Source organism: Pseudomonas sp. E1BtOHC1 (assembly GCF_058744285.1).
This window is the reverse complement of sequence record NZ_CP196023.1, coordinates 4,118,985-4,136,954: the sequence shown is the minus strand read 5'-3', so window position 1 is coordinate 4,136,954 and position 17,970 is coordinate 4,118,985. Positions and strand designations below refer to the sequence as shown.

The 17,970-nt window shown below is 65.7% G+C and carries 11 protein-coding genes; all 11 read left to right on the top strand.

The window, feature by feature from the left end; translation table 11 throughout:
* Positions 1 to 491 precede the first annotated feature (491 nt).
* Entirely contained in the window at positions 492 to 1,739 is a 1,248-nt protein-coding gene (locus ACSSVC_RS18720; protein WP_492611158.1) for an acyl-CoA dehydrogenase family protein, read from the top strand.
* A gap of 351 nt (positions 1,740 to 2,090) precedes the next feature.
* Entirely contained in the window at positions 2,091 to 3,872 is a 1,782-nt protein-coding gene (locus ACSSVC_RS18715; RefSeq protein WP_492611157.1) for an ABC transporter ATP-binding protein, read from the top strand.
* Complete coding sequence (locus ACSSVC_RS18710) at positions 3,865 to 5,703, top strand: ABC transporter ATP-binding protein (protein ID WP_492611156.1); 1,839 nt, start codon at positions 3,865 to 3,867, stop codon at positions 5,701 to 5,703. The genes ACSSVC_RS18715 and ACSSVC_RS18710 overlap by 8 nt, the downstream gene beginning before the upstream one ends.
* Before the next feature lie 340 nt (positions 5,704 to 6,043).
* The gene (locus ACSSVC_RS18705) at positions 6,044 to 7,201 is read left to right on the top strand and encodes an LLM class flavin-dependent oxidoreductase (RefSeq protein WP_123727344.1); all 1,158 of its coding nucleotides are present in this window, start codon (positions 6,044 to 6,046) and stop codon (positions 7,199 to 7,201) included.
* Between the two features lie 19 nt (positions 7,202 to 7,220).
* Positions 7,221 to 8,273, top strand: coding sequence for an ABC transporter substrate-binding protein (locus ACSSVC_RS18700; protein ID WP_492611155.1), 1,053 nt, complete (start codon positions 7,221 to 7,223; stop codon positions 8,271 to 8,273).
* A 37-nt stretch (positions 8,274 to 8,310) separates the two neighbouring features.
* Positions 8,311 to 9,369: an ABC transporter substrate-binding protein gene (locus tag ACSSVC_RS18695; protein WP_123727342.1), complete on the top strand. Its 1,059-nt coding sequence runs from the start codon at positions 8,311 to 8,313 to the stop codon at positions 9,367 to 9,369.
* Positions 9,370 to 10,047: 678 nt separating this feature from the next.
* Positions 10,048 to 12,318, top strand: a complete 2,271-nt coding sequence (locus ACSSVC_RS18690) for a TonB-dependent receptor (RefSeq protein WP_346632900.1) — start codon at positions 10,048 to 10,050, stop codon at positions 12,316 to 12,318.
* A gap of 342 nt (positions 12,319 to 12,660) precedes the next feature.
* Complete coding sequence (locus ACSSVC_RS18685; protein ID WP_492611154.1) at positions 12,661 to 15,132, top strand: TonB-dependent receptor plug domain-containing protein; 2,472 nt, start codon at positions 12,661 to 12,663, stop codon at positions 15,130 to 15,132.
* Positions 15,133 to 15,447: 315 nt separating this feature from the next.
* The gene (locus tag ACSSVC_RS18680) at positions 15,448 to 16,215 is read left to right on the top strand and encodes an ABC transporter permease (RefSeq protein WP_492611153.1); all 768 of its coding nucleotides are present in this window, start codon (positions 15,448 to 15,450) and stop codon (positions 16,213 to 16,215) included.
* 10 nt (positions 16,216 to 16,225) lie between these two features.
* Positions 16,226 to 16,987, top strand: a complete 762-nt coding sequence (locus tag ACSSVC_RS18675) for an ABC transporter permease (protein ID WP_346632897.1) — start codon at positions 16,226 to 16,228, stop codon at positions 16,985 to 16,987.
* Between the two features lie 10 nt (positions 16,988 to 16,997).
* Positions 16,998 to 17,792: an ABC transporter ATP-binding protein gene (locus ACSSVC_RS18670; protein WP_346632896.1), complete on the top strand. Its 795-nt coding sequence runs from the start codon at positions 16,998 to 17,000 to the stop codon at positions 17,790 to 17,792.
* The last annotated feature ends 178 nt before the right edge of the window (positions 17,793 to 17,970 follow it).

Below are 17,970 nucleotides of genomic sequence, written 5' to 3'. Positions count from 1 at the left end.
GACCGGTTCCTGTGCAATGGCAGTTGCCGGAGCCATTGCAGCGCCCGTGCCAACCGGGAAAAGCCCCGGATTCCGGGGCCTGGGCCGCTGTCGGCGAAAGCCGCGCGATGCCAATTGCTGCCCGACCAGCAGCATTGCGCGGCGACTGCTGCTGTTGGAGCAACGGGCCGACGGGCATTGCTGCTGGAGCAGCAACAGACGTTTTAGCGCCAGCTGCACCCCCGTCTGCAAGCCCTGCTACACAGGGCCTGCAACGGATTTTCAGCACACTGAAAAGGCCCTGGCGCAGAACTTGCTCAAGCCCCTCAAGCACGCCCCCTTCTTCGTAGGATCAGGTCAATGCATACACCCTCTGTAGGAGCTGGCTTGCCAGCGAAGGCGTCACCAGGACTGGCGCCAGGCTCAAGGGCTCCTTCGCCGGTAAGCCGGCTCCTACGGATCAGGCCGATACACACGCCCCTGGGGGCAGATTTCTTTGAGAGAGGTTCCATATGAGTAGCGTCCAAGCCCTTCCTGTCACTCCGGTCCGTGTCCTGCGCAGCGAGGCCGAAGCCATCGCCGCCGCCCGGGAGATCGCCACGCAAATCGCCGCCATTGCCGCCGACAGTCAGGCCAACGGCCAGTTGCCCCGGCGTCAGGCCGAACTGCTGTCCACAAGCGGCCTGACTGGCATCGGCGTGCCCAAGGCCTTTGGCGGTCTGGGGGCCTCGGTGGCCACCATCGTCGAGACCGTGCGCCTGATCTCGGTGGCCGACGGCGGCGTCGGCCAGTTGCTGCAGATCCACAATGTGATGCTGCGGGGCATCTTCACTGGCTACCCGGAGGCGGTACGCGACCGCCTGATCAGCGATGTGCTGGCCGGCAAGCGCTTTGGCAACGCCCTGGCGGAAGTCGGCGGCAAGAACAAGTTTGCCCTCAAGACCCGCATCGAGCGCCGCGCCGACGGCAAGCTGATTCTCAATGGCAGCAAGTTCTACTCCACCGGCGCCTACCTGGCCGAGTGGATCTCCCTGACCGCCGCCAGTGAGGAAGGCGGTGCCGGGGTGCTGCTCAACCGCAACACCCCGGGCCTGACCCTGGTGGACGACTGGCACGCCTTCGGCCAGCAGAACTCGGTCAGCGGCACGGTGATCTTCGACAACATCGAACTGGACGAAGACTTCGTCTCGCCGCGCAAGGGGCCGATGAAGCGCACTGGTCTGACCTTTCCGCAGATCCTCCATGCGGCCATCGACACCGGGATCGCCGCCGGGGCTCTGGGAGCGGCGGTGGACTACCTGAAACAGCACGCCCGGCCCTGGGTGGAAAGCGGCGTCGACCACGCCAGCGAAGAGCCCCACATCATCAAGCAGATCGGCGAATACGCCGTGGCCCTGCGCGCCGCCGAATCCTTGCTGCGGGACGCCGCCCGAGTCTTCGATGAGCACGAACAGGACCCGGACAACAAGGAATTGCAGGACCAGTTGATCCTCTGCGTGGCCACCGCCCGCGCCCACTCCGACAGTGCCTCGCTGAAGATTTCCAGCGACATCTTCTCGCTGCTGGGGGCCAGTTCCTCCCTGAGCAAATGGAACCTCGACCGTTTCTGGCGCAACGCCCGGGTGCACACCACCCACGACCCGATCCGCTGGCGCCTGCATCACGTTGGCAACTACTACCTCAACGGCGTCGACCCGGGTGAATACACCGCCATCCTCAACGCCAAGGAACAACAGGGCGCAACTCGCCCGACCCCATAACCCACCCACTGCCACCCCTCTCGTAGGCGCTAGCTTGCCAGCGAAGGCGTCCTCAAGGCCGGCACAAGGCTCGGGGGCCTCTTCGCCGGCAAGCCGGCTCCTACAAAGAAGCACGCATCACCCAGCACCGTAGGAGCTGGCTTGCCAGCGAAGGCGTCCTCAAGGCCGGCACAAGGCTCGATGGCCTCTTCGCCGGCAAGCCGGCTCCTACGAAGAAGCACGCATCACCCAGCACCGTAGGAGCTGGCTTGCCAGCGAAGGCGTTCGCAAGACCGGCACAAGGCTCGATGGCCTCTTCGCCGGCAAGCCGGCTCCTACGGGGAGTGTCCGACTTTTTTGAATGAGCCCTGCATGATCAAAAAACACCCTCTCTTGCGCGCCTTGGCGATCTACCGGGAAATGCCCTGGCGCTTCGCTCTGGTGGCGCTGCTCTATATCGCGGTCAATCTGGGGCTGGTCTGGCAGCAGTGGCTGATCGGCCATGCCATCAACGATGTCAGCGCCGGACGCGCGGTGCAGCGTCTGGCGGACGGCAGTCTGGATGCCCGCCTCGGTTGGTACTGGTTGTGGCTGATGCTGGCGGTGGCCCTGGGCCGTGGCGTATTGCAGTACGCCGCCAGCGTCTTGTCCCTGGTGCTCAGCCAGGAGCTGTTGACCCGCCTGCGCGAACGCATCCTGCAGCAGGTCCAGGGCTTGCACCTGGGCTACCACTGGCAGCACGGCATGGGCGAGATGATCACCCGGACCACCCGCGATGCGGACAAGGTCCGCGATGCCCTGATCAGCTTCTGGCGCCAAGTGGTGGAGACGCCCCTGGTGGTGCTGGCCACTGTCGGCCTGCTGAGCTGGTACAGCCCCTGGCTCGGCGTGGTGCCGCTGCTGCTGACGGCCTGCGGGCTGTGGATCTTCGTGCGCCAGACCGAGCATCTGGTGAGCCTCGACCGCGCCGTGGGTGCGGCCTACGACCGGGTCAACCAGGACCTCAGCGAAGGCATCGGCGGCGTGCGGGTGATCAAGTCCTTCGCCCTGGAGCACAGCCGTACCCAGGGCTTCGCCGCCCAGGTCGCGCTGTTCGCCGAACAGGCACGCCGGGCCCTGGCCTATTCCAGTTCGCGGATTCCTCTGCCCCAGGCGGTGGTCGCCCTCAGCCATGTGTGGGTGCTGGTGTACGGCGCCCATCAGGTGGCCGCCGCGCTACTGGGGATCGGCGAGCTGGTCAGCGCCCTGTTGATCGTCACCACCCTGGTGTTTCGCATCGAAGGCATTGGCCGAGTGATGCAGACCTTCGCCGACGCCCGCTCCAGCGCCGAACGCATCTGGCACCTGCTGGATGAGCCGGCCGGCATTCGCAGCGGCACGGCCCTGCTGCCACACACGCCCCTGGGGCTGAAGCTGGAAGAAGTCAGCGTCAGCGCTCCGGGCGGCGGCCGCAAGATTCTCGAGCACTGTTCCCTGACCCTGCAGCCCGGCGAGATCGTCGCCCTGGTCGGCGCCACCGGCACCGGCAAGAGCCTGCTGGCCAGCCTCCTGCCGCGCCTCACGGAAGTCGGCACAGGCCGCCTGCTGCTGGGTTGCGAACAGAGCGGCTGGCAGGACGTGCGCGACCTGGACCTGGACCAACTGCGGCGCCGGGTGCATGTGGTGCCCCAGGAAAGCTTCCTGTTTTCCGACACCCTGGCCGCCAACCTGCGCCTGACAGCCCCCGGCGCCAGTGATCAGCAACTGCGCCAAGGCCTGGCCCTGGCGGCTGCCGAAGATGTACTCGAACGCCTGCCCCGAGGCCTGGACAGCCGACTCGGCGATCGCGGGGTGACCCTGTCCGGCGGCCAGCGCCAGCGCCTGAGCCTGGCCCGGGCCCTGCTCGGCGAGCCGGACATCCTCTGCCTGGACGATGCCACCAGCGCCCTGGACGCCATCAGCGAACGCCAGGTGTTGCACAACATCCGCCAGCTACGCTGGGACCAGGGCCGGGCCACCACTCTGCTGGTGATCTCCAGCAAGCTCTCGACCATTCTCCTGGCGGACCGGGTACTGCTGCTCCAGGACGGGCGCATCAGCGCCAGCGGCCGTCACGCCGACCTTTTGAACTCCAACGCGCACTACCGCGATCTGCTGGGAATCGACCATGGCTAACCCAATCGCCGGCAAGGCCCTGAGCGACATCGAAATAGAAGAAATGCTCGCCAGGCAGGCCCTGGACCGCAGCATGTTTTCCCGCCTGCTGCCCCTGCTGCGACCGATTCGCGGGGCCATCCTGACGGTGATCGGCATCGAGCTGCTGCTGGTGTTCACCGTCTTTCTGCGGCCCTGGTTCGTCCGTGAACTGCTGGACCATGGGTTGGTGCTCGACCAGGGGCACTGGCTGCTGGACGAGTCGCTGCTGCTGTGGCTGGGACTGGGGCTGGCAGCCAGTTGGCTGGGGCGCTTTGTCCTCGCCGGGCTGTCACAGTTCGTCGCCGGCAGCGCGGCGATCCGGGTGCTCAACGACCTGCGGATCAAGGTCTTCGCCCATGTCCAGGCCCTGAGCATCAGCTACTTCGACCAGACTCGTGCCGGGCGGATCATTTCCCGCGCCGACCGCGACGTCGACAGCCTGGAGCCGCTGTTGATCCAGGGGCCACCGGAGCTGTTGGGTGCCCTGCTGCGCTGCGGGCTGGCCTCGGTGATGCTGTGGCGCATCGACCCGCGATTCTTCCTCAGCCTGGCGGCCACGGTGCCGCTGCTGGCAGTGGCGACCTGGGGATTCAAGCGCATCTCCCAACGCAACTGGGCCAAGGTCGCGGAGAACCGCAGCCGTTTCACCGCGCACCTGGTGGAAAGCGTCAGCGGCGCGCGCATGCTCCAGCAATGTGGGCAGCAAGGGCGCAACTTGCAGCGCTATCGCGGCCTGCTGCAGGACTTCAATCAGGCGCTGATTCGCGGCAGCCTGCGCTCCAGCTGGTTCGCCCCGTTCACTGCCCTGCTCAGCTCAGCCGGCATGGCCGCGCTGTTGCTGGTGGGCGCCTTCGGCCTGGCCAGCGCCGAAGTCAGCGTGGGCCAGGTGGCGGAAAGCCTGTTCTACGTGTTTCTGTTTCTCGGCCCCTTGCAGGAGCTGTCCGACCTGTTCGAGCGCTACGCCACCGGCTCGGCCTCGGCCCAGCGGATCTTCCTGCTGCTCGATACCCGGCCCCAGGTCCTCGACCCGCACAAGCCACAGCCGTTGCCGCGTCCACGGGGCGACGTCAGCTTCGAACAGGTGCGCTTCGCCTATGACCCCAACAGCCCCACGCCAGTGATCCACAACCTGGACCTGAAGATCGAGGCCGGGGAAGTGCTGGCGCTCGTTGGCCCCTCGGGTCACGGCAAAAGCACCCTGGTGCAACTGCTGACGCGCTTCTACGACGTGCAAGGCGGTGCCGTGAAGCTCGACGGCGTGGACATCCGGCAATTGGCCCAGCATGACCTGCGCCGGGCCGTGGGCGTGGTGCTGCAGGACAATGTGCTGTTCAGTGGCAGCATTCTCGACAACCTGCGCCTGGCGGCTCCCGACGCCGATGACTCGACCCTGATCGCGGCCGCCCGGGAACTGGGGGCCGATGAAGTGCTGGAGCGCCTGCCCCACCAGTACCACAGCGAAGTCGGGCCCCTGGGCGGGCATTTGAGCCATGGCCAGCGCCAGCTGGTGTGCCTGGTGCGCGCCTACCTGGCCAACCCGGCGGTGCTGGTGCTGGACGAAGCCACCTCGGCGGTGGACATCCATACCGAGCGGCGTATCCAGCAGGCATTGCGCCGGCTGTGCCAGGGGCGCACGGCGATCATCATCGCCCACCGCCTGGCGACCATCCGCGACGCCGACCGGATTGCCGTGATCCGTCATGGCCGGCTGGTGGAACAGGGACCGCACCGGCAACTGATACAACGCGACGGCGCCTACGCCGCGCTGTATCAGGCCTACCTGCGCAGCGCCGAGACCGCCCCGGCCTGACCACCCATAAGGACGACGCCGATCTTGCGCCAGCCGTAGGCGCTGGCTTGCCAGCGAAGGCGTCCGCAAGGACAGCACAGGGCTCAAGGGCCTCTTCGCCGGCAAGCCGGCTCCTACACGGGCAGCGTTGATATGGGGGGCGGCGTATCTGTTGCGCGCTCAGCAACCGCTGCTGACGGGGTGCTGCTACAGCAGCACTCGCTGTCGCCAGCACATCCTGAATAGCCCCTCAAACCCCACGCCTGCGGCCTCTGCGGTCCATGGCATGGCCGTTGCAATCACCCCTGACAGGCGTCTTCGCACCCGCGCGGCGCAACGCGTTACTGAATCAGGAGCACCCATGAGCACTGAATTTTTCTGGCGCCTGCCGCTGGGCACCGACGGTCCGCAGTTGAGCACCGACAAACACAATCGCGGCAATCCCCAGCACCGTCCCGGGCATATCGCCCCCGGGCGCTTGCCCAATGGCGAGGCCGACGGTTTCACCTACATCGACTACATCGCTCAGGTGGCCAAGGCCGCCGAGCTCGCAGGCTTCGAGGGCGCGTTGCTGCCCACCGGACCCGAGCCGTGGATCGCCGCCGCCGCTCTGGCCCGGGAAACCCGACGCATCAAGTTTCTGATCGCCTTCCAGGCCACCTGGACCCTGCCGGCCTATGCCGCCCAGCAGGCGGCGATCCTGCAGAACCTCAGCCACGGCCGCCTGGACTGGAACATCATCACCGGCGGCAATCCGGTCAGTCAGCGAGCCAATGGCGACTACCTGGAGCACGACCGGCGCTACCAGCGCACCGGCGAGTTCCTCGACATCATCCAGGGCCTGTGGGAGAACGAGCGCTTCTCCTACGACGGCGATATCTATCAACTGGAGAACGGCGCCCTGCCCCCGGGCCTGCAACATGAACGCAAGCCCGGGGTGTATTTTTCCGGTTTCTCCGACGCGGCCCTGGATGTGGCGGCCAAGCATGCCGACGTCTACCTCAACTGGGCCGAGCCCATCGACCAGCTCAAACCGCATATCGAGCGGGTCCGTGAGCTGGCGGACAAGCAAGGGCGCACGGTGCGCTTCGGCCTGCGGGTCGATCTGTTCGCCCGGGAGACCGAGGAGCAGGCCTGGGCCGATCTGCGCCGGCAGTTCGACAAGCTCGAAGGCAAGAGCAGCCTGATTGCCAAGAACTTCACCAGCGGCTCCGATTCCGTGGGCGGCGCCCGGCAGACCGCCTATCACCAGAACATCGATCGCTTCGATGACCTGATCCTCGGCCCCAACCTCTGGGCCGGCTTCGCCAAGGCCAAGCCCGGCCCTACCGTGGGCCTGGTGGGCAGCCACCAGAACATCGCCGAGCGCCTGGTGGAGTACCGCGACGCCGGTTTCTCCACCTTCATCCTGGCCGGCAACCCGCATCTGGAAGAAGCCCTGCGCATCGGCCAGGAAGTGCTGCCCCTGGTGCATCAACGCCCCGTCGCCCAGGCGACGCCCTTGCAGGCGCGTGCCTGACGCCTTAAGGAGCCCGTTCATGTCTCATCCTCTGGATACCCTCTGGTACACCCGCTGCCCGGTCCCCACGGGCCTGGGCATCGCCGTGCAGCAAGGCTGGCTGCAGGACAGCCTCGGCGCCCTGGGCACCCAGGTGCAGTCGCTGCGCGAGTCCCTCGACCAGGCCGTGCGTGAATCCCACTTCGACCACAGCCTGCGCAACTCGGTGCGCCACGGCGGCAGCATCCCGGCCCTGTGGGCCCGGGCCCAGGGCCGGGAAACCCGGCTGATCGGCCTGTCCTGGGCCGACGAGGTGCAATTGATCCTGACCCGCGCCGACAGCGGCATTCACAGCATCAAGGAGCTCAAGGGCCGGCGTTTCGGCTTGCCCGACTGGGCCGCCGCGCAGATCGACTTCACCCGCGCCCAGGCCCTGCGCGGCCTGGAAAATGCCCTGAGCCTGGACGGCCTGCAAGTGGGCGACCTGCAACTGGTGAACTACCGCTACGGCGGTACCTTCAGCGACCCGCTGGTGCAAACCCTGGCTGACACCCCGGTCAGCGTCCAGCCCGCCAGCGGCCGCAACCTGGAACTGCAGGGCCTGTTGCGCGGCGAGGTCGATGCAATCTTTCTCAAGGGTGCCAGCGCCGCCCGTCATGCCCATGAATTCGGCCTGCGCACTTTGATCGACACGGGCGCCCACCCCGACCCGCTGATCCGCTGCAACAACGGCACGCCCCGTACCCTGACGGTGGACAGTCATCTGCTGGAGCAGCACTTCGACGTCGCCAGGGGCATTCTCGGCGCGGTGCTGCGGGCCGAAGACTGGGCCCACAGGCACCCGGAAGACGCCCGCCGCTACCTGGCCCGGGAAACCAACAGCAGCGAGTACTGGGTCAGCGCCGCCTATGGCGATGACGCCCATCTGCGCTTGCGCACCGGCCTCGACGAACAGGCCATCGACGCCTTGCAGGACTTCAGCGCCTTCCTGCGGCGCTGGCGCTTCATCCCGCAACAGGTCGACGTGCGCCAATGGATCGACCGCCGGCCGCTGGATGCGTTGCTGGCCACCCCTACCGCTCTGGCCGGCTGACCGCGCCAGGTTTCATGGATTCGAACTGAAGACCCTTATGAGCAAACCACTCGATACCCTCTGGTACACCCACAGCCCGGTGCCCACCGGGCTCGGCATCGCGGTGCAGTCCGGGCGACTGGCGCAAGCCTTCCTGCCCTTTGGCACCAATATCCAGTCCCTGCGCGAATCCAGCGAACGCGAGGTGCGCGAGGCTCACTACGACCACCACCTGCAGAACTCGGTGCGCCACGGCGGCAACATCCCGGCCATCTGGGCCTATTCCAGCGGCGTGCAGACCCGGGTCCTGGGGCTGTCCTGGAGCGACGAGGTGCAGTTGATCCTGACCACCGCGGAAAGCGGCGTGAAGAGCATCCGCGACCTGAAGAACCGGCGTTTCGGCCTGCCGAAATGGGCCAACGTGCAGATTGACTTCACCCGCGCCCAGGCCCTGCGCGGGCTGGAGAACGCCCTCAAGCTTGAAGGCCTGGCGGTCAGCGACGTCGAACTAGTGGATTACCCCTACGGCGGCACCTACAGCGATGAGCAGAAACAACACCTGTACGGCTCCGAAGTCAGCCTCGGGGTGACCCGCTTCAGCCGGCGCAACAACGAACTGATCGGCCTGCTGCGGGGCGACATCGATGCGATCTTCCTCAAGGGCGCCCACGCCGTGCACCTGGCCAATGAGTTCGGCCTGCAAGTGGTGGTGGACACCGGCTCCCACCCCGATCCGCTGATCCGTTCCAACAACGGCACGCCACGGACCCTGACCGTGGACACCCACCTGCTGCGCGAGCACTTCGATGCCAGCGTGAAAATCGTCGACACCGTGCTGCGCACCGAACAGTGGGCCTGGGCCAATCCCGAAGAAACCCGGCGCTTTCTGGCCCGGGAACTGAACACCAGCGAATACTGGGTGGCAGCAGCCTATGGCGAGGACGCCCACCGGCGCCTGCGCACCACCCTGGATGCCCGCTCCATCGAAGCCCTGCAGGACTTCACCGATTTCCTGCACCGCTGGCAATTCATTCCCCGGCGTTTCGACGTGCGCGAATGGATCGACTTCAGCGTGCTGGAGACGGTCATCGGTTCCACATCTCGAGTGGCGGTGTAACCCCGCCCCACTCCCCCGCACGAACTGACGGGGGACCTGCACACAACCACGGCACCACGCTCTGCGTAGGAGCTGGCTTGCCAGCGAAGGCGTCGGCTTAGGCGATGCATGTCTCACGGGCCTCTTCGCCGGCAAGCCGGCTCCTACACAAACAGATGCACCACGCCCCCCCGTAGGAGCTGGCTTGCCAGCGAAGGCGTCGGCTCAGGCAATGCATGTCTCACGGGCCTCTTCGCCGGCAAGCCGGCTCCTACACAAGCAGATGCACCGCGCGCCCCCCGTAGGAGCTGGCTTGCCAGCGAAGGCGTCGGCTCAGGCAATGCATGTCTCACGGGCCTCTTCGCCGGCAAGCCGGCTCCTACACAAGCAGATGCACCGCGTCCCCCCGTAGGGTCGCGGTCGTTGCTGGTGTGGCAACAGTCGAGCGAGCAATCGGTGCTGCTCCAGCAGCACCAGCCAAGCAACTTCTGCTGAATCCTGCGCAGACTGTTTTACACCTTTGCATCGCAACGCTTCAGCCCCGCCAAACACCCTTCCAGAACATTCCATAAAATTATAAATAATCGTTATTTTTCAATATCTTGATCAAACTAACACTTACCCAAAAAACCCTCTAAGCCTCTTGGCACGATCTCTGCTCTAGCCCTCTTAGCGAAACTTTAAATGGGGGAGTTCAACATGCATACGCTTAATCCGATCACCAAGAGTCTATGGCTGGCACTGGCCCTCACTGGAGGCACATTCAGCCAGGGGTTGCTGGCCGCTGAAACCACCGACACCGACACCACCAGGAACAGCACCGAACCCGCCTTGAAGACGGTGACCGTCACGGCCCAGCACCGGGAGGAAACCCTGCAAGAGGTTCCGGTGGCGGTGTCGGCAGTCCAGGGCACCAGCCTGGTGACCGACGGGGTACGCAATATGGGGGACATCACCACCTTCATCCCCAATGCCTCGGCCAAGAACCCCGACGGCGACGGCCGCCCGCGCTGGTACATCCGCGGCCTGGGCACCGGTGATACCGGGGCGGCCACGGTGTTCCCGGTGGGCATCTACGCCGATGACGTCTACCTCAACGCGCCGATCGCCGGCGGCGGGCCGCTGTTCGACCTGGAGCGCATCGAGATTCTGCGCGGCCCCCAGGGCACCCTGTACGGCAAGAACACCACCGCCGGTGCGGTCAACGTGATATCCAAGAAGCCGACCTTCGACACCGACGGCTACGGCACCCTGGGCATCGGCAGCAAGAGCGAACGCATCCTCAATGGCGCCATCGGCGGCGCCCTGGTGGATGACCGGCTGGCGGCGCGGCTGTCGCTGTATTCGGAAGAGCGTGACGGCTTCCAGAAGAACCTCACCGATGACCACAGCTACGGCGACGTCGACAAGAAAGCCGTGCGCCTGCAGTTCCTGGCCAAGCTCAACCCGGACCTGGACGCCCTGCTGAAGATCCACGCCCGGGAATACAAGGGCGACGGCAGCAACGGCTCGCTGCCGGTGGGCCGCTACTACAACGTCGGCTATCAACGGCCCAACGGGCGCAATATCGCCCTCAACGTCAACGAGGACGCCAAGCTTGATCACGACGGTACCTCCCTGACCCTGAACTGGCGCCTGGGGGACTACACCCTGACCTCCATCAGCGCCTACGATTACATTCGCGGGCAGTCCACCAGCGATGCCGACTACACCCCCTACGAGGTCAACGGTGCGGCCATCAGCGACAACCGCTACAACCAGTACTCTCAGGAACTGCGCCTGGCCTCGCCACAGCAGGAAACCCTGCGCTGGCTGGCAGGGGTGCACTACTTCCATGAAGACCTGGACAGCTCGGCCAAGCGCCTCATCACCCCGGGGCCCACGCCCAACGGCACCGGTTCCAACCAGACCGGCGGCGCCACCGACTTTCGCGACCTCAACTACCAGCACAGCACCGACAGCTACGCGCTGTTCGGCAACCTGACCTACGACTTCACCGACGATTTCACCGTGACCGGCGGCCTGCGCTGGACCCAGGAAAAGAAAGACATCGACCTGGACCTGACCCAACTCACCCGGGCCACGGCCAACGGCCCGCTGATTCCCCTGGGCGCCGCCGGCAGCAACGGCAGCCGCGACGAGAGCAAGACCTGGGAAGCCTGGACCTACGATCTGACCCCGGAATACCGGATCAACGACAACGTCCGGGTGTTCTTCCGCTACGCCCACGGCTTCCGTTCCGGGGGCTTCAATACCGGGCTCTCCACCAGCCTGGCGCAATTGACCACGGTGGACCCGGAGAAACTCGATGCCTACGAAATCGGCCTCAAGTCGGAATGGTTCAACCACCGCCTGACGGCCAACGCCAACGTCTTCTACTACGACTACTCGGACATCCAGGTGAACCTGTTGACGGTCAACAACGGCGTGCTCACCACCGCCCTGACCAACGGCGCCAAGGGCAAGGTCAAGGGCGCCGAGCTGGAGCTCGAAGGCCAGCCCACCGACTACCTGCACTTGCGGGCGGCGATCTCGTTCCTGGATACCGAATACACCGACTTCAAGAACACCAACCCCAACACCGGCGCGGTCACCGGCGACTACAGCGGCAACAGCTTCGTGCGCTCGCCGCGCAACGTGGTGTCCCTGGGGGCCGACTACACCATTCCCCTGGAAATCGGCGGCAAGCTGGTGGCCGGCGGCGACCTGAGTTTCCGTGACAAGGAATACTTCCTCGCCGACCGCCAGAGCAGCGCCGACAAGACCCTGAGCCAGCCCCACTACACCCTGGCCAACACCCGCCTGACCTGGTTCAGCCCGGATGAAAAGCTCAGCGTCACCGGCTTCGTCAACAACCTCACCGACCGCCGCTACCAGGTCCATGGCCGGCCCAACGGCACCCTGGGGCAATACGTCATCACCTACGGCGACCCGCGCACCGTGGGCCTGAGTGTCACCAGCCGCTTCTGAGCCCCGCGGCGAGCCCCCGAACCCTGATTTCCGGGCTGCCGGTATCGCTAACCACCGCCCACCCCCACCGTGCAGGAGCCGGCTTGCCGGCGAAAAGGCCCGCAAGCCTTGCGCCGTCCATGACGACGCCTTCGCTGGCAAGCCAGCGCCTACCGGGGCGGACAACCCGAACCCTGATTTCCGGGCTGCCGGTATCGCTAACCACCGCCCACCCCCACCGTGCAGGAGCCGGCTTGTCGGCGAAGAGGCCCGCAAGCCTTGTGCCGTCCATGACGACGCCTTCGCTGGCAAGCCAGCTCCCACGGGCCGGTTGGGGTCATCCATTTCAGAAGGAATCCGCAGATGTTCCATCGCAATCCGTTGGCCGGCGCCGTGGCGCTGGTCGTCGGCAGCCTTGCCGTGCCCGCGTTCGCTGCCCAGACCTCAAGCAATGCCCCCGGCGCCAGCGCCGATCACCTGGATACCGTAGTGGTCCTGGGCACCCGCCGCAGTGACGTTACTGCGCTGCAAAGCGCCGCGCCGGTGGACGTGCTGTCCGCCCAGCAGTTGCAGCAGACCGGCGCCAGTGACCTGTCCGGTGCCCTCACCGCCCTGTCGCCTTCGTTCAGTTACCCGCAGTCGCCCCAGGGCGCCTTCGCCGGCTCCATCGCCCAGGGCGCCTCCCTGCGCGGCCTGGCGTCGGACCAGGTGCTGGTGCTGGTCAACGGCAAACGCCGCCACACCAGCGCCAACGTCACCCGCCAGAGCCTGGTCAACGGCCGGGGCGCCGCCGCGGTGGACTTGAGCCTGATCCCCCTGAGTGCCATCGAGCGGGTGGAGATCCTGCGCGACGGCGCGGCGGCGCAATACGGCTCCGACGCCATCGCCGGGGTGATCAATATCGTGCTCAAGGAAAAGGACGACGGCGGCAGCATCGGCTATCGCTTCGGCGGCTACGACAAGGGCGACGGCCTGCAACGCAAGCTCAGCGGCTGGAAAGGCTTCAGCCTGCCCAACGATGGTTTCCTGACTTTGAGTTTCGACGCCGGCAGCCAGGACCCGGCCAGTGACACCAACCCCGACAACCGGATCTTCTATCCCGGTTCCACCAGCACCAACACCCCCCGGGAGCAGAACAACCGCTACCGCACCTGGCGCTGGGGGGCGGGCAATGTCTCGGACCAGTACAACTTTGCCGCCAACAGCGAGTTCGGCCTGAGCGAGGGCCTGACCGCCTACGGTTTTGCCACCTATTCCCACAAGAACACCGACGCCGAAGGCTTCTTCGACCCGCCCACCACCTTGCGCAACAACTACGGCAGCACGGCCCTGCAACGCTACCCCGACGGCCGCCTGCCGATCACCCGCTACGCGCTGGAGGACTATGCCCTGACCGGCGGCCTGCGCTACGAGGACGAACGCCTGGGCAAGTTCGATCTGGCGCTGAACCACGGTGACAACAGCCTCAAGTCCGCCGACCGCAACGCCATCAACCCCAGCTGGGGCGACGCCAGCCCGGCGAAGATCTACACCGGCAAGCGCGAGGCCGACCAGACCAACCTGACCCTGGACTGGGTGCGGGACTTCCCCACCGACCTGCTGTTCAAGCCCCTGACCCTGTCGGCGGGCCTGGCCTGGCGCCAGGAGAACTATGAGCTCAGCGCCGGCGAGGCCGCAGGCTGGCAGAACGGGCCGCTGTTCAATACCGTCGACCCGATCACCGGCCGACGCATTCCCGGCTACTACTCGGGCATCACCCAGGTCGACGCCGCCTCTCTGGAGCGCAAGGTCTGGGGCGCCTATATCGACGTCGAAGGCCAGATCACCGAGAAGTTCCAGGCCGGGGTCGCGGTGCGCACCGAGCACTACTCGGATTTTGGCGACACCACCAACGGCAAGCTGTCGCTGCGCTACGACTTCACCCCGCAGCTCGCGGCTCGGGCCACTGCCAGTACCGGCTACCGAGCGCCGTCCCTGGTGCAGAGTGGGCTGTCCTCGTTCAGCGTGCAGGTGGTGGAGCAACCGTCGGGCAGCGGCAACTACGTCGAAGTGCAACAACGCACCCTGCGCGCCGACAGCCCGCAAGCCAAGCTGCTGGGGGGCAAGGCACTCAAGCCCGAAGAGTCCACCAACTACTCCCTGGGCCTGGTCTGGCGGCCCCTGGCCAACGCTTCGGTGACCCTGGATGCGTACCGGATCAACATCGACAACCGCATCACCCTGTCCGACCAGTTGCCGGCCTCGGTGGTTACGCCGATCTTTGCCGGCACCCCTTACGCCAACATCCAGAGCGCTGCCTTCTACACCAACGTCGCCGACACCCGCACCGATGGTGTCGAGCTGACCGGCAACTACCAACTGGACCTGCAGCAATGGGGGCGTCTGAACCTGTCCAGCGGTTACAGCCAGAACAACACCAGGATCACCGCCCTGCGGGACGTGGGCAACATCGCCGGCTCACAGATTGTCGGTCGCACCACCCAGGGCCTGATCGAGGACGGCACACCGAAGAACAAGCTGACCCTGAGCGCCAACTGGCTGTATGACAGCTGGGGCCTGACCCTGGCCCAGCGCCGCTACGGGCAATGGAAAAGCCTCAATGCCAGCAACCCGACCCTGGACCAGACCTACAGTGCGCAATGGGTCACTGACCTGGACATTTCCTATAGCTTCGACAAGTCGCTGAAGCTGTCCGTGGGGGCCATCAACCTGTTCGATACCCACCCGGACAAGGCCTCCGGGGCGCAGTTGTATGGCGTGCCGAAATACTCCATCACCAGCCCCGAGGGGGCTCAGGGCGCGTTCTACTACACCAGCATCAGTTACGACTTCTGAGACCTGACTGCTGCTGGGGTGCTGCCCAGGCAGCAGTGGCTGCTGCCCAGGCATCACAATGTAGGAACCGGCTTGCCGGGGAAGAGACAATCAAGACCTGCATCGCCCTTACGGACGCCTTCGCTGGCAAGCCAGCTCCTACAGCCGTCAGATAGACCCTGCAGTTCCCCCGTAGGAACCTGCTTGCCGGCGAAGAGGCCCGCAAGCCATGCAGCGCCTGGGGCGACGCTTTCGCTGGCAAGCCAGCTCCTACAAAGGCGGGATGGCACAGGTCTTGCGACAGGCATCGGGTACTTCGCCGATATAAGACCTGCCATGGCTCATTCCTTGCGCTACACGTTAATTTCCCTGTCCTGGCTGATCTCGCCCCTGGCCCTGTTGCTGCTCTGGACCCTGGTAGCCGACGCCGGGATCTTTCCGCGCAATCTGCTAGTGCCACCGGCCCAGGTGCTGCAGACCTTCGAGGCGCTGCTAGCCAGTGGCGAACTGTGGGAACACTTGCACAACAGCCTGTCCCGCCTGGGCCTGGGCTTTGCCCTGGGGGCCCTCGGGGGCCTGGTGTTCGGGGTGTTGATGGCGCTGTCCAAGAGCGTCGAGGCCTATTGCGCGCCGCTGTTCCATACCCTGCGGCAGATCCCCAGCATCGCCCTGATCCCGATGTTCGTGCTGCTGCTGGGCATCGATGAAACCTTCAAGATCGTCATCGTCGCCAAGACCGCGTTCTTCCCGGTGGCCCTGGCCGCCAGTGAGGGGGTCAAGGCCATTCCCCGCAGTTACTTCGAGGTGGCCGAGGTCTACCGCCTGCGCTGGCCGACCCTGGTGCGTGAAATCGCCCTGCCCGCCGCGGCGCCGCCGATCATCACCGGGCTGCGCATCAGCCTGACCCGGGCCTGGGTGGTGCTGGTGGCCACCGAGTTGCTGGCCGCCGACAGCGGCCTGGGACAGATGATCGAAATGGCCCGGCAGATGCTGCGCATCGACGTGGTGATGGTGGGGATTCTGGTCACCGGCGTGATCGGCTTTGCCCTGGACTTTTCCTTCCGCCGCCTGGAGCAGCGTGTGCTGCGCTGGCAGACCCGTTAGGAGCCCCCGCATGACCTCTTTAATAGCCAAGTTTCGCGGCCTGTTGCTGCCCCTGTTGCTGATCGGCGGCTGGGAGTACCTGTCCCGCCAGGACGCTGCCGGGGCCTATGCCTTTGTGCCGCTCGCCACCATCGGCAGTGCCTTGCTGGAACTGCTGGGCAACGGTGAGTTGCTGGTCAATCTGCTGGCCAGTCTGGGACGGGCCAGTGGCGGCCTGCTGCTGGGCACGCTGTGGGGCGTGCTGCTGGGCGCCCTGATGGCTCAGTCGACCCTGGTCAACCGCCTGGTCGGGCCGCTGTTTCACGCCCTGCGCCAGGTACCGATGCTGGGCTGGATTCCACTGATCGCCATGTGGTTCGGCAACGGCGAGTTCTCCAAGATGCTGATCGTCAGCCTGGCGGCCTTCTACCCGATGGTGCTCAACACCTACCAGGGTTTCAGCCAGGTGGAGATCCGCTACCGCGAAGTGGGCCAGGTGCTGGTGCTGGGACCCTGGCAACGGCTGCGGCATATCCTGCTGCCGGCGGCCCTGCCCAGTATTGCCACCGGCCTGCTGCAGGCCCTGGCCTTCGCCTGGGTCACGGCGGTGGGCAGCGAACTGTTCCTGTCCTCCGGCGCCGGCCTGGGCAACCTGATGATGAATGCCGAGGCTGGCTCGCGCATGGAAGTGATCGTGCTCTGCGTGCTGTGCATCGGCCTGTGCGGATACCTGATGACCCTGCTGCTGACCCTTCTGAGCCGCCGCCTGCTGCGCTGGCGGCCAACCCGTTAAGGCCTCTCCCATGAATGCAATCGCCCAACACGCCCCACTGCAAAGCCGCCAGCAACAGTCCGGCGCCCTTGAAATCCGCGGCTTGAGCAAGCGCTACCAGATCCAGGGCCAGTCCCTGCCGGTGCTGCAAGGGATCGACCTTGCCGTGCGCCCCGGTGAGTTCATCAGCATTGTCGGCGCCAGCGGCTGCGGCAAATCCACCTTGCTGCGGCTGATCGTCGGCCTGGAAGGCGACTACCAGGGCCAGATGCTCCTGGACGGCAAGCCGGTGACCGGCACCAGCCTGGAGCGCGGCATCGTGTTCCAGGATCACCGACTGTTTCCCTGGATGACCCTGACCCAGAACATTGCCCTGGCGCTGAAGAATCACCCCCTGTCCGAGGCCGAGAAACAGCAGCGGGTGGCCGAGCATATCGCCCTGGTCAACCTGCAAGGCTTCGAGCAGGCCTATCCCCATCAACTGTCCGGCGGCATGGCGCAACGGGGCGCCATCGCCCGTGCCTTGATCAACCAGCCCAAGGTGCTGTTGCTGGATGAGCCCCTGGGAGCCCTGGATGCCTTGACCCGGGTGCGTTTGCAGCATGAGCTGCAACGGATCTGGGTGCAGCAGCGCTGCACGGTGATCATGGTCACCCATGACATTGAAGAAGCGCTGTACCTGGGGGATCGGGTGATCGTGATGGACGCGCACCCGGGGCGGATCAAGCATGAGATTCGGGTCGACCTGCCCCATCCGCGGGACCGCAGCTCAGCGGTGCTGCAAGGCTACAAGGAGCAATTGCTGGAGGAATTGGTCGGGCATTGATTGTCGGGCTGACGCCGCGATTACGTGGGCGCCGTAGGAGCTGGCTTGCCAGCGAAGGCGTCGGCCGTTTTGGTGCAAGGCTTGCGGGCCTCTTCGCCGGCAAGCCGGCTCCTACGGGGGGCGGGCCTGCGGGGTATATCTGACAGCTGTAGGAGTTGGCTTGCCAGCGAAGGCGTCG

Excerpts from the sequence above, each read along its gene's own strand:
- ACSSVC_RS18720 (WP_492611158.1), top strand. The coding sequence starts at position 492 with ATGAGTAGCGTCCAAGCCCTTCCTGTCACTCCGGTCCGTGTCCTGCGC.
- ACSSVC_RS18715 (WP_492611157.1), top strand. The coding sequence starts at position 2,091 with ATGATCAAAAAACACCCTCTCTTGCGCGCCTTGGCGATCTACCGGGAA.
- ACSSVC_RS18710 (WP_492611156.1), top strand. The coding sequence starts at position 3,865 with ATGGCTAACCCAATCGCCGGCAAGGCCCTGAGCGACATCGAAATAGAA.
- ACSSVC_RS18705 (WP_123727344.1), top strand. The coding sequence starts at position 6,044 with ATGAGCACTGAATTTTTCTGGCGCCTGCCGCTGGGCACCGACGGTCCG.
- ACSSVC_RS18700 (WP_492611155.1), top strand. The coding sequence starts at position 7,221 with ATGTCTCATCCTCTGGATACCCTCTGGTACACCCGCTGCCCGGTCCCC.
- ACSSVC_RS18695 (WP_123727342.1), top strand. The coding sequence starts at position 8,311 with ATGAGCAAACCACTCGATACCCTCTGGTACACCCACAGCCCGGTGCCC.
- ACSSVC_RS18690 (WP_346632900.1), top strand. The coding sequence starts at position 10,048 with ATGCATACGCTTAATCCGATCACCAAGAGTCTATGGCTGGCACTGGCC.
- ACSSVC_RS18685 (WP_492611154.1), top strand. The coding sequence starts at position 12,661 with ATGTTCCATCGCAATCCGTTGGCCGGCGCCGTGGCGCTGGTCGTCGGC.
- ACSSVC_RS18680 (WP_492611153.1), top strand. The coding sequence starts at position 15,448 with ATGGCTCATTCCTTGCGCTACACGTTAATTTCCCTGTCCTGGCTGATC.
- ACSSVC_RS18675 (WP_346632897.1), top strand. The coding sequence starts at position 16,226 with ATGACCTCTTTAATAGCCAAGTTTCGCGGCCTGTTGCTGCCCCTGTTG.
- ACSSVC_RS18670 (WP_346632896.1), top strand. The coding sequence starts at position 16,998 with ATGAATGCAATCGCCCAACACGCCCCACTGCAAAGCCGCCAGCAACAG.